Origin of the sequence: Ferrovibrio terrae, assembly GCF_943372915.1 — a bacterium.
Lineage (GTDB): Bacteria > Pseudomonadota > Alphaproteobacteria > Ferrovibrionales > Ferrovibrionaceae > Ferrovibrio > Ferrovibrio terrae_A.
Genome location: NZ_CALSAN010000057.1, coordinates 1 through 12497 on the forward strand (window position 1 = coordinate 1; position 12497 = coordinate 12497).

General features: G+C 64.4%; 10 protein-coding genes and 1 pseudogene. 4 read left to right on the forward strand and 7 right to left on the reverse strand.

The features are described from left to right. A pseudogene (locus tag AAG821_RS21730) lies at nucleotides 1–184 on the reverse strand (5-aminolevulinate synthase); the annotation flags it as partial. Between the two features lie 151 nt (nucleotides 185–335). After that, on the reverse strand, nucleotides 336–989 hold the full coding sequence (locus AAG821_RS21735) for a flavin reductase family protein (RefSeq protein WP_341914786.1): 654 nt from the start codon (nucleotides 987–989) through the stop codon (nucleotides 336–338). 113 nt (nucleotides 990–1102) lie between these two features. On the opposite strand from AAG821_RS21735, the gene AAG821_RS21740 reads away from it, so the two are divergent. Continuing rightward, nucleotides 1103–1630 carry a response regulator gene (locus AAG821_RS21740; protein WP_341914788.1) on the forward strand — a complete coding sequence of 176 codons (528 nt, stop codon included), beginning with the start codon at nucleotides 1103–1105 and terminating at the stop codon, nucleotides 1628–1630. Between the two features lie 6 nt (nucleotides 1631–1636). Here AAG821_RS21740 and AAG821_RS21745 read toward each other — a convergent pair whose 3' ends face one another. The 3 genes from AAG821_RS21745 to AAG821_RS21755 form a co-directional block, all read right to left on the reverse strand. After that, entirely contained in the window at nucleotides 1637–2083 is a 447-nt protein-coding gene (locus AAG821_RS21745; protein ID WP_341914789.1) for a hypothetical protein, read from the reverse strand. Between the two features lie 110 nt (nucleotides 2084–2193). Next, nucleotides 2194–5331: an efflux RND transporter permease subunit gene (locus tag AAG821_RS21750; protein WP_341914791.1), complete on the reverse strand. Its 3138-nt coding sequence runs from the start codon at nucleotides 5329–5331 to the stop codon at nucleotides 2194–2196. 24 nt (nucleotides 5332–5355) lie between these two features. After that, complete coding sequence (locus tag AAG821_RS21755; RefSeq protein WP_341914793.1) at nucleotides 5356–6474, reverse strand: efflux RND transporter periplasmic adaptor subunit; 1119 nt, start codon at nucleotides 6472–6474, stop codon at nucleotides 5356–5358. 236 nt (nucleotides 6475–6710) lie between these two features. Between AAG821_RS21755 and AAG821_RS21760 the strand changes: the two genes are divergently transcribed. The 3 genes from AAG821_RS21760 (at nucleotide 6711) to AAG821_RS21770 (ending at nucleotide 11033) form a co-directional block, all read left to right on the forward strand. Beyond that, entirely contained in the window at nucleotides 6711–7640 is a 930-nt protein-coding gene (locus tag AAG821_RS21760) for a histone deacetylase family protein (RefSeq protein ID WP_341914796.1), read from the forward strand. Nucleotides 7641–7737: 97 nt separating this feature from the next. Beyond that, nucleotides 7738–9420 carry an energy-dependent translational throttle protein EttA gene (ettA, locus tag AAG821_RS21765; protein ID WP_341914797.1) on the forward strand — a complete coding sequence of 561 codons (1683 nt, stop codon included), beginning with the start codon at nucleotides 7738–7740 and terminating at the stop codon, nucleotides 9418–9420. 20 nt (nucleotides 9421–9440) lie between these two features. After that, nucleotides 9441–11033 carry a methyltransferase gene (locus AAG821_RS21770; RefSeq protein ID WP_341914799.1) on the forward strand — a complete coding sequence of 531 codons (1593 nt, stop codon included), beginning with the start codon at nucleotides 9441–9443 and terminating at the stop codon, nucleotides 11031–11033. Here AAG821_RS21770 and AAG821_RS21775 read toward each other — a convergent pair. Together AAG821_RS21775 and AAG821_RS21780 are read right to left on the reverse strand one after the other, a co-directional pair. After that, the gene (locus AAG821_RS21775; protein WP_341914801.1) at nucleotides 11030–11938 is read right to left on the reverse strand and encodes a DMT family transporter; all 909 of its coding nucleotides are present in this window, start codon (nucleotides 11936–11938) and stop codon (nucleotides 11030–11032) included. The two genes, AAG821_RS21770 and AAG821_RS21775, sit on opposite strands and share 4 nt — an antisense overlap. Continuing rightward, a partial coding sequence (locus AAG821_RS21780) for a hypothetical protein (protein WP_341916453.1) occupies nucleotides 11935–12497 on the reverse strand: 563 nt, incomplete at its 5' end. The genes AAG821_RS21775 and AAG821_RS21780, both read right to left, overlap by 4 nt.

Sequence of the window (12497 nt, forward strand, 5' to 3'; positions counted from 1 at the left end):
GATTCTGGCCCATGGCGAGATAGTCGTTGGAGCACCACATGGTGATCTTGGCCGGGCCGATGCCGCTGTGGTTATCGGCCACGGGAAAACTGCCGCAGGTCCGGGCGAGTTCAGTGAACACCCGGTAGCGTTTCTCGACATGCAGTTTCTCGACCGCCTGGCCGAAGAGGGCTTCGTAATCCATGGGGCTTTACTGGACTTCCTTGCTGGTGCCCGGATATTAGGCGCCGGCGGCCCGGCTGGCTAGACCTCCCTCGCCGGGGCCGGGCGCGGCGAGGGGTCGCAGGCACTATTGCGGTGCAAAACCGACACCCGCATTGACCCAGATCATGCCGTTATTTGGGCCTGATCATGCGGAACATGGTTTCCGGCGTGGCCTCGAAGTAATCGGCCAGATAGCCCGATCGCATAATCGGGCGCGCAGCACCTGCGTCGAACAGACCATCTTTGATATAGGCCTTGTTGATATGAACGCCGACGACCTGGCCCAGCGCCATCCACGCGTCCAGCGGGCGGCCCTCCAGATCATGCTGCTGGATCACCTGCAGCAGTTTGCATTCCAGTGCGGTCGGGCTTTCGGCCACGCGGGGAACAGCCACATTGCGGCAGGCTGCCGGCGTGACGCCGGCGAGGACGAATTCATCCACCTCAGCGTCAACACTCGCCGAGGTTCGGTTCATCGCTTCGGCCAGCGGCCGCGTGGCCAGATTGGCGACGAACTCGCCGGTTTCCTGGATGTTGCGGATGCTGTCTTTCCAGCCGGTGCTGCCGAAGGCAACGATCGGTGGCTTGTCGTGGAACGCATTGAAGTAGCTGTAGGGCGCCAGATTGACTCGGCCCTTGGCATCGCGCGACGAGATCCAGCCGATCGGGCGTGGCCCGACGATGGCCTTGAACGGATCATGCGCCAGCCCGTGCCCCTGGGCGGGATCGTAAAAATGAATCGCATCACTGGTAATCGGATTATTCACAATCATCTCGGTCGGCATGATCCATCTCGTCTTGGCGCGACCCAACTGTCGCGGCCGCTGTTGATCGGTTATACAGTGGGTCAAACTTCCGCCATCGTCCACCGGCGGATGCAGATATAAAGCCGCTTGCCATGCCCTATGACCTGAACCGACTGGACCTGCTGATCGTCGAGCCCGACACCGGCGTGGCATCCACCTGGCGGAGGCTGTTGTCGACGCTGCGCATGAAGGCGCCCAATGTGCTGCCGGGTGCGGACCAGGCCTGGACCTTGTTGAAAGGCGTACCGCAAGGCGGGGCCGTGACCGGCGCAAAGGTGGATGCCCTGATCTGCCGATGGGAATTGCCGGGCGATGATGGCCTGAAGCTGATCGAACGGTTGCGTCGCGATGCTGAATCGCCGGCCCCGTTTCTGCCGGCGATCATTGTCACGACCACGGTCACGCGGGAGCGCGTGCGGCAGGCGCTGGATGCCGGTGTGCATGAAGTGCTGATGCTGCCGCTGACGCCGAAGGCGGTCGAAAGCCGGTTGCGCGAGATGGTGGAGCGACCGCGGAAATTCGTCCGAGGCGGTGGTTATTTCGGGCCTGACCGGCGTCGGCAGGTGCGGGCTGACTATGCGGGGCCGTTCCGCCGCGCCGCCGACAAGGCCAAAACCTAGTCCGGCTCAGGCGAAGCTTTTTTCGGCCACGCCCTTGAGCGCATCGAGAATCTCGCGGCCCAGTTCGCCAGCGGCGCCCTGGATGCGATTGTCGACCACGGTGCGCAGCGCCTCGACATGGGCGTCGATCACGGCGCGATCAACCTTGCGGTGTTCGATGGCCCGCTCGGTATAGCGGCACAGCAACTGGCCGATATCGGTGACAAGGTGGTAGCCGAAGGTGCTGCCCTGGCCCTTGATGTCATGGGCGACACCATAGACCTCGCGCAGGGCAGCGGCATTGTGGCCATCGGTTACGGCTGCAATTGCCGCATCCAGGCGTTTGAGATCGTCATTCACCCAGCCGACATACTTGTCGGCCAAGCCGGCGACGGCCGCCTGGGCGCTGGCGACGGCCGCACCGAACGCGGGATCCGGATCGCTGGGGGGATGTTTGCCGCTTTGACTGCTCATGGTCTGCCGGGGCGCCCATACATAAGAACGATTCTTGTTTGCCGGATATAGGGGGGCGCCCGGCGATCAAAGTCTAGGTTATCAACTGGTAACCTGACCCTAAGGAGAGGTCACTCGGCCGCCTCGGCCTTGCCGGCCTCCATATCAGGGGTCTTTTCCATCTCGCTGAGCTTGCGGGCAATATAGCCGGCCGGCTTGGTAAACCGGGCCAGCAGCAGATAGAGCACCGGCACCACGAACAGGCTGAGCACGGTGGCAAAGGTCATGCCGCCGACGATCACCCAGCCGAGCGCCGAGCGCGACTCGGCACCGGCGCCATGGGCCATGGCCAAGGGCACGGCGCCGAAGATGGTGGCGATCGTGGTCATCAGGATGGGCCGCAGGCGGGCAATCGAGGCGTTGACCACGGCATCGTAGATCGACTGCCCCTCGTCGCGCAGCTGGTTGGCGAACTCGACGATCAGGATGCCGTTCTTGGCGATCAGGCCCACCAGCATGATGATGCCGATCTGGCTGTAGACGTTCAGCGTCTGTCCGGCCAGCAGCAGGCCGGCCAGGGCACCGGTCACGGCCAGCGGCACCGACAGGATGATGATGATCGGGTGAATCCAGCTCTCGAACTGTCCCGCCAGCACCAGGAAGACCACGATGAGCGCCAAGGCAAAGGTGACGAAGATCGCTGCCGAGGAGTCCTTGTACTCGCGGCTCTGGCCCGCATAGGAGATGCGCACCTCGGGCGGCAGCACTTCGGCCGCGGCGGCGTCGAGATAGTCGAGCGCCTGGCCCAGCGTATAGCCCGGCACCAGCGAGGCCTCGATCATCACCGAACGCAGGCGGTCGGTACGGTTCAGCTCACGGGCGTTGGCGCCTTCCTTCAAGGTTACCAGGCTGGCCAGCGGCACCAGCTTGTTGCCGGTGTTGCTGCCGCGCACATAGATGTTGTTGAGGTCGTTGGGTGTCACGCGCTGTTCGACCGGCGCCTGCACCAGCACCTTGTACTGCTTGCCGTCGCGCTGGAAGTTGGTGACTTCGCGCGACCCCAGCATGGTTTCCAGGGTGCGGCCGATGGTTTCGATCGGCACGCCCAGATCGGCGGCGCGATCGCGATCGATCTGTACCTGGATTTCCGGCCGGGTCGGCAGGTAGTTCTTTTTGACACCGAGCAGGTTGGGGTTCTGCAGGGCACGCGCGATCACGCGATCCGACCATTCGTCGAGCTGCGCGTAGGTAGCGCCGCCGAGAATGAAGCGGACCGGTGCCTGCGCACCGGGCAGGCCGAGACTTGGCGGGTTGACGACGATGGCACGCACCGATGTCAGGGCCAGCAGCTTCTGGAAGGCCTGGCGGGCGACCTCCTGCTGCTTGATGTCGCGATCGGCCCAATCCGCCATGCGCACCACAACGAAGCCCGAATTGACCGGCGAGGGGCGGCCACCCCAGGCCGGCGCCACGTTGGATTGCACCTTGGTGACAGCACCGGACTTGATGAAGGGCTCCAGCGCCTGTTCGATGGCGATCACGGCCTTGCGCGTGTAATCGTAAGAGGCGCCTTCAGGGCCTTCGACGATGACGAAGAACACACCGCGATCCTCGATCGGCGCAAATTCGCGCGGCAGGGCCTTGAACATCAGCACGGCAGCGACCGACACCAAGGCGCCAAGCGACAGAACCACCACAGGCGCCCCGAGCGACAGGCGCAGGATGCGGCCATAGCCGTTGCTCATGCCAACGAAGAACTTCTCGGTCACATGATAGAACCGGCCCTCTTCTTTGGCTTCGTGCAGCAGCTTTGAGCACATCATCGGCGTCAACGTCAGTGCGACGAAACCTGAGAACAGCACGGCAGCGGCGACCGACATGCCGAATTCACGGAACAGGCGGCCGGTGTTACCGTCCATCAGCGAAATCGGCACGAACACGGCGATCAGCACCACGGTGGTGGCGATCACGGCGAAACCGATCTGTCGTGCACCGCGCAAGGACGCCAGCAATGGCGGCTCACCCAGTTCGATGCGCCGATGGATATTCTCCAGCACCACGATGGCGTCATCCACCACCAGGCCGATTGCCAGCACCAGGGCCAGCAGGGTCAGCACGTTGATAGAGTAGCCGAGCGCACCAATGACGATGAATGAACCAATCACCGAAACCGGGATGGCGACGGCGGGAATCAGGGTGGCGCGCCAGGAACGCAGGAACAGGAAGATCACGCCGATCACCAGCACCAGGGCGACGGTCAGGGCGTGGAACACTTCATAGATCGACTGGCTGATGAACTTTGACTGGTCGTAGGTCACTTCCATGCGCACGCCAGTGGGCAGGCTGTCCTGCAGACGCGCGACAGTGGCGGTAACGCCGTTCGAGATGTCCATGGCGTTGGCCTTGGACTGGCGAATGATGCCAAGGCCGATGGCGGTGACGCCATTGATACGCTGCTCGGTACGGTCATCCTCGGCGCCGAGTTCGACCTTGGCGACTTCGGACAGGCGCAGCAGATAGCCGTCCTGCTCGCGCAGCACGACATTGCGGAACTGCGCGGCCGTGCGCAGGCCGGATTCGGCGCGCACCGTGAATTCGCGCATGTTGCTTTCGATGCGGCCCGAGGGCAGCTCAACATTCTGGCGGCGGATCGCCTCCTCGATATCCTGCACCGTGACATTCCGGGCCGCCATCGCCATGCGGTCGAGATACACGCGCATCGAATAACGGCGGGCGCCATAGATGTTGACCGAGGCAACGCCATCCACCACCGACAGCTGGTCGACCAGGTAGCGATCGGCGTAGTCGGTCAGTTCAAGCAGGTTGAGCCGGTCGCTGAACAGCGAGATGTAAATGATCGGGCGGGCATCGGCTTCAGTCTTGGCGATGATCGGCTGATCGGCTTCGCTGGGCAGCTTGGACAGGATGCGGCCGACCTTGTCGCGCACGTCGTTGGCGGCGGCGTCGACATTGCGGCTGAGGTTGAATTCGATGCTGATAGAGCTAGATTCCTCGCGGCTGGCAGAAGTGATGCTGCGGATGCCTTCGATGCCGGCGACCGAATCCTCGATGATCTGGGTAATCTTGCTTTCGATGATCTCCGCCGAGGCGCCACGGTAAATCGTGGACACGTTCACCGCCGGCGGATCGATATCGGGGTACTCGCGCACCGCCATGCCGCGCAGTGCGAACAGGCCGAAGATGATCAGCACGAGTGACATGACGGTCGCGAAGACCGGGCGCTTGATCGAAACGTCCGAGAGAACCATGGCTCTATTCCCGTGCTTGCGGAATCAGCTGGAAGATTTCTGCGGCAGCGTGCCGGAGACCGGCGGCGTGCCCGTATTGGTCGGGCGCACGCGCGAGCCGTCACGCAACTGCTGCAGGCCGGTGATCGCGACCACATCTTCGGGGCGCAGGCCGTTGGTGATCTGGGCCAGGCCCGGCAGGCGCTGTCCGATGGTGACGCGGGTTCGGCTCGCCTTGCCGTCGCTGATGACAAAGACGAACTGCTCGCCGCCCTGGGCCAGCAGGGATTCTTCGGGCACCATGATGGCATCCGGTACCTTGCCGACGCTGAGCGCCACGGTCATGAACATGCCGGGCTTCAGGGCGTCGTCGCTGTTCGGAATCTGGGCGCGCACGCGCACCGCACGGGTGGTGGGGTCGACACGGCTGTCGATGGTGGTGACGATGCCTTCGAATTTGCGGGTCGGCATCGAGGTGGCGCGGGCGCTTACGGTGTTGCCGATGGTGACGCCGCCCAGCACGGTTTCCGGAATCTCGAATTCCAGCTTGATGACCGTGGCGTCGTCCAGGGTGGTGATCACGTCGCCCGGCCGCACCAGCGCGCCGAGGCTGACCTTGCGCAGGCCAAGCTTGCCGGTGAAGGGCGCGCGGATCACGCTGTCAGAGAATTTCGCCTGCTCGGCACGCAGACGCGCCTCGGCGGCTTCATAGGTCTTGCTCAGTTCGTCGAGGCGGGCCTGGGCGACCACCTTGCTCTCGATCAGCTGCTTGGCGCGGTCATAGGCCATCTTGGCACCATCGCGCGCGGCGCGCAGGGCGCCGATATTGGCGTTGCTTTCCGCGGCTTCCAGTTCGACCAGCACGACGCCGGCCTTCACCACCTGGCCCTCCTGGAAGTTGAGCCGCTCGATCATGCCGGTCGCCTTGGCGGTGATGGCAACGGCCTCGTTGGCCTGGGCGGTGCCCACGGCTTCGACGGTGCGGGTGATCTCCATGCGCTTGACTGGCGCCACTTCGATCGGCAGGGCGGGTACGCTGGCGGTCTGCCTGGCCCCAGGGGTTTGCTTGCCACCGATAAAGGGCAGGCTGTCACGATAGATGTATGCACCGGCCGCACCGGCAGCGACCACGCCGGCCACGATAAGCTGACCCCAGACTTTCATCTTGCTTTACCACCCTAGTGAAGCGTGTCGAGCCGACCCTCGATCCCGCCCGTAACCCCCGAAAGCGCCGCCGATTCTGTCCCGTTGCAGCGGGCTGCTGATTTCGGCGTTTGCATGATCTATTGTATACGTCCTATTACGCAATATCCTGCATTTTTTGTGCTTAACGGGCCGCTGGAGCGCCGGGCACGGGTTTGTGAAGGGCCGGGAGGAATGCCAATGGTCATGGGAAGCGGATGGTAACCGGACTGTTCACCCATAGCGCCTGCCTTGCTCACGATACGGGAGATGGCCACCCGGAATGCGCGGAAAGGCTGCAGGCCGTCCTCGCGCGTCTTGAGGGAGAAGACTTCCTGTATCTCGACCGGCGAGAGGCCCCCAAAGCCACCCCGGAGCAGATCGCCCGCATCCATCCCGGCGACTATGTCGACCGGGTTCTGCAGGCCATCCCGCCGCGCGGCCTGAACTATATCGACGGTGACACCGTGGTGTCCTCAGGGTCCGGCGAGGCCGCCCTGCGCGCCGCCGGGGCGGTCTGCGCCGCCGTCGATGCGGTGATGGGCGGCGAACTGCGCAATGCCTTCTGCGCGGTGCGGCCGCCCGGCCATCATGCCGAGCCCGACCAGGCGATGGGCTTCTGCCTGTTTAACAATGTGGCGATCGGGGCGGCTCATGCGCGGGCGCGATGGGGCATCAAGCGGGTCGCCGTGGTTGATTTCGATGTGCATCACGGCAACGGCACCCAGGCCGCCTTTGCCGATGATCCTGATCTCTTTTATGCCTCGACCCACCAGATGCCGCTCTATCCCGGCACCGGTGCGGCGCATGACCATGGCGTGGCGGGCAATATCGTCAACGTACCGTTGCGGCCCTATGCCGGCTCGGCCGAGCTGCGCGCTGCGGCCGAGCGGGTGCTGCTGCCCAAACTGGAAGGCTTCGCCCCCGAACTGCTGATCATCTCGGCCGGCTTCGATGCCCATGCCAGCGATCCGCTGGCCCAGTTGCAGTTCACCGACCAGGATTATTACTGGATCACCGAACGGTTGCTGCAGGTGGCCGACCGGACCGCCGGGGGGCGGGTGGTCTCAGCTCTGGAAGGCGGCTACGACCTGCGGGCGCTGGCCAGCGCGAGCGCGGCCCATGTGCGGGCCCTGATGCTGGCCTAGCTGCGGTCGAGGCCGGCCCAGCCCCCAGATTGCGCCGGAGGCCCCGTTTCTATACAACTCGGCCAACTTTTCAGCCGTTTCAACGCCGGAGCGAACAATGGCGTCGTATCAGTACATCTATGTGATGAAGGACCTGGCCAAGACCTATCCGGGTGGCAAGCAGGTGCTCAAGGGCATCTGGCTCAGCTTCCTGCCGGGCGCCAAGATCGGCGTGCTGGGCAACAACGGCGCCGGCAAGTCGACCCTGCTGAAGATCATGGCCGGCCTGGACAAGGAATTCACCGGCGAGGCCTGGGCGGCCGATGGCGTCAAGGTCGGCTATCTGCCGCAGGAGCCGCAGCTCAATCCCGATAAGGACGTGCTGGGCAATGTGATGGAAGGCGTGGCCGAGACCAAGGCGCTGCTGGACCGCTTCGAGGAAGTCTCGATGAAGTTCGGCGAGGTGACCGACGACGACGAGATGAATGCGCTGATCGCCGAACAGGCGGAGCTGCAGGAAAAGATCGACGCCGCCAATGCCTGGGATCTGCAGCGCAGTGTCGAGATCGCCATGGACGCATTGCGCTGCCCGCCGGGCGATGCGGCGGTGGACAAGCTGTCGGGCGGCGAAAAGCGCCGCGTGGCGCTGTGCCGCCTGCTGCTGTCCAAGCCCGACATGCTGCTGCTCGACGAGCCGACCAACCATCTGGATGCGGAATCGGTGGCCTGGCTCGAACGCTTCCTGCACGAATACGAAGGCACCGTGGTGGCGATCACCCATGATCGCTACTTCCTCGACAATGTAGCCGGCTGGATTCTCGAACTCGATCGTGGCTCGGGCATTCCGTGGGAAGGCAACTATTCCTCCTGGCTGGAGCAGAAGGAAAAGCGGCTCGCCCAGGAAGGCAAGGAAGAGGATTCGCGCCGCAAGTCGCTGGCCCAGGAACTCGAATGGGTGCGTCAGAGCCCGCGGGCGCGTCAGGCCAAATCCAAGGCCCGCCTCAAGGCCTATGAAGAGATGCTGCAGCAGCAGAACGAAAAGGCCGGCGACCAGGTTTCCATCACCATTCCGCCGGGCCCGCGCCTGGGCAATGTGGTGATCGAGGCCGAGGGCCTGTCCAAGGGCTTTGGCGACCGCCTGCTGATCGACAACCTGTCGTTCAAGCTGCCGCCGGGCGGCATTGTCGGCATCATCGGCCCGAACGGCGCCGGCAAGACCACGCTGTTCCGCATGCTCACCGGCGGCGAACCGCCGGACAAGGGCGAGTTGCGCGTCGGCGAGTCTGTCAAACTCGGCTATGTCGACCAGAGCCGTGACAGCCTGAACGACAAGAAGACCGTGTGGGAAGAAGTCTCTGACGGCAACGACATGATCACGCTGGGCAAGCGCGACGTGCCAAGCCGCGCCTACTGCTCGTGGTTCAACTTCAAGGGCGCCGACCAGCAGAAGAAGGTCGGCATGCTGTCGGGCGGCGAGCGTAACCGCCTGCATCTGGCCAAGATGCTGAAGACCGGTGCCAATGTCCTGCTGCTCGACGAACCGACCAACGATCTGGACGTCGATACGCTGCGTGCGCTGGAAGAAGCGCTGGAAAACTTCGCCGGCTGCGCCATCGTCATCAGCCATGATCGCTGGTTCCTCGACCGCCTTGCCACCCACATCATGGCCTTCGAAGGCGATAGCCATGTCGAGTGGTTCGAAGGCAACTACCAGGATTACGAGGCCGACAAGAAGCGCCGCCTCGGCGCCGATGCCGACCAGCCGCATCGCATCAAGTACAAGCCGCTCGAGCGCCGCTAAGCGCCGGCCATGAACTGCCCATGAATCGGAAAGAGCGCCGCACCCAGAAGAAACTCGGCGACCGGTCGCGGGCCGGTCTGCCGAAAGCGGATTTCAGTGGCGGTCCGCTCGTCGCCAAGGCCGGCATCGGCGGCATCAGCGACATGCTTCTGGGCCTTGGCGGCGTCAAGGCCGTGGCACCGGCGGCAGCGCCTGCGTCCGATGCGATCGATCCGGTGCATAGCGCGCTGGCGCAGTTGCGGCTCGGCGAAACGCTGAACACCCGGCTGGACCAGCTGCAGCGCGCGCTGGCCGCAAATCCGGACTCCGATGCTCTGCTGCATCAGGTGGCGCGGCTGCAGGTGCGGCTCGATCGCCGCGCCGATGCGCTGATCACCTACCGCCGCCTGCTGGCGTTGCGACCCGACCATGCCGAGAGCCGGCATATGGTGGCGGTGCTGGCCGGCGAGGCGCCGGAAAAGGCCAATGCCGCCTATGTGGCATCGCTGTTCGATGCCTTTGCCGACAGTTTTGACGACAAGTTGGTCGGCTGGCTGGACTATCGCGCGCCGCAGCATGTTGCGGCTGCCCTGCGTGCCGCCATGGGCGATGCTGCCGCGGCTTCGCTGCGTGGCATCGATCTGGGCTGCGGCACCGGCCTGCTGGGGCCCGAAGTGCGTGGTCTGGTGAGACGGCTGGATGGCATCGATCTCTCGCCACGCATGGTCGAGAAGGCGAAGGCCCGCCGGCTCTATGATGAACTGATCGTCGGCGAGATTGTCGAAGTCCTGCAGGCCCGTGGCGATAGCTATGATCTGGTGATGGCGGCCGACGTGCTGTCCTATTTCGGCGATCTGCGGCCACTCTTCGAAGCAGCGCGCGCCAGCCTGCATGAAGGCGGCCTGTTCGTCGCCACGGTGGAGAAGGGCGCTGGCGCCCGCTATCACGCCGCCAAGACCGGCCGTTACCAGCATGGCGAGGCTTATCTGCGCAAGCGCGCAGCCGATGCCGGCTTTGTCGTACTCAGTCTGGACGAGATCGAACTGCGCAAGGAAGAGAACCGGCCGGTGCTCGGTTATGTCTTTGCCCTGCGCGCACAGGAGACGCCGGAATCGCAGGCCGCCGCGCTGTCGGCCATGCCGCTGGATGCCATCCTTGCCGGTCTGGATGCGCCCGCCTCGGGCGCCGTGCTGGCAGCGGCCCAGCGCATGATCGGCAACGGCTACGCGCTCGGCTGGGCAATCGACCTGGGCGGCTGCCTGGCGCGCCATGCAGCCGATTTGCGGCAGCTCAGCCAGCATCTCGACATGGTGGCGGAAGATCCGCTGCGCAGCCGGCGCGCCTTCGAGGCCGGGCTGTATGACGATTGCGACAGCGGCGCCGTAATTCCCTTCCTGGAAGATCGTCCGGATCATTACGACCTGATCCTGATGGCCGATCCGCGCATCGCCGCAGCCGATCCGGCCGCCTTCTTTTCGGCGGTGAAGATCGCCTTGGCAGTGGCCGGCATCTTTGTTGGTGCCTTCACCGGCGATGTCGCCGCGATGAGCGAAGCGGCCAAGGCCGAAGGCCTGTTCGTGCTGGCGATCGAACCGCAGCCCGATGGCAGCTTCCTGCTGATTGCAGAGAGCTAGGCGGTTGGCGGTTTCGTCGTGGCCTGGCGCGTGATGACCAGGCCGAGGATGACGATGGCCGCGCCGATCAGCTGCACCACCGAGACGTCCTCGCCGAGGAAAGCTACGGCGCTGATCATGGCAAAGACCGGGATCAGGTAGGAATAGATCACCGAGCGCGCGATGCCGAGGCGGTTGATGCCCTCATACCAGAACAGGTAGCCCAGCGCGCCGGCGAGAATCGCCGTGTACAGGAAGCCGGCCCAGTGGCCGGCTTCCATCGCCGCCCAGTGCATGCCGTTCCAGCCCCAGAGCATGGCGGGCGCCAGCAGCAGCGCACCAAACAGCATCGACCAGCCCGAGACATACAATGGTCCCAGCCGCGTGAGGTAGGGTGGCGACAGCACGGAGAACAGCGCCCAGCAGAAGGCGACCGCAAGGAACAGCAGGTCACCGATGATATGGCCGCCCCCGACGGTTATGGCGGTCAGACTGTTGTTGATGACCAGGAAGACCCCGGCGAATGATAGCAGCACGCCGCCCCAGGCCAGGCGCGACAGGCGCTGGCCACGCAGGCTGCCCAGGATCATCGCCCAGATCGGCGATGTGGCGATCAGAATGGCGCCTTTCGACGCGGTGCTGAGCGTCAGCGCATTGGTCCACAGCAGCTGCATCATGGTGATGCCGAGAAAACCGAAGCCGGCCAGCGGCAGCAGGTCGCGGCGCTGCGGCAGCTTGAGGCCTTCGCGCCAGGCCAGTACAGCCATCAGGGTGAAGGCCGCAAGCAGATAGCGCGTCGAGGCAAACACCGTGGGCGGCATCACGCCGAGCACATATTTGGCAGTGGGGAAGGTGTTGCCCCAGATTATGACGGTGAGCAGCAGATAGGCATCGCCGCGATTGACGCTGGTCTTGTCGAATTTCATGCCGCGGCCCTCCGCTCCGTCGCGCGCAGGCCAAGCGCCAGGCCGAGACCAACCAGGCCGGCGGCGAGCAGCAGCCAGCGGCCATCGCTCCAGCCGCCGAAATGCGCAACCAGTGCCGCCAGTGCGGGCGGCCCGACGAAGGAACCGATATTGAGCAGTTGCACCACCACGCCGTTCACGGTGGCAATTTCCGATGGCTCCCGCGCCTGCAGCGGCACGCCGGCCAGCACGGCGGCCGGCAGCATGCCGCCGAAACCGCTGGCGGCCATGGCAAAGCCGATCTTGGCCAGCACTGGCAGGTCCGGTGCAAAGGAAGCGACGCCCAGCACGCCCATGCCAAGGCTGACGGTGGCGATGATCAGCCAGCGCGGCAGGCCGCGATGCATGGCAGCGGCAGAGACAGTCGTGCCCACGGCATTGACCAGCACCACGGCGGCAACGCCAAGCGCCAGCACGGTTTCGTTGCTCTGGCCACTATCCTTCAGGTAGGTGGGAATCCAGGTCACGATGGAGAACCACTGCGTGGTGTAACAGGCGAAGCAGCCGGCCAGCAGCCATG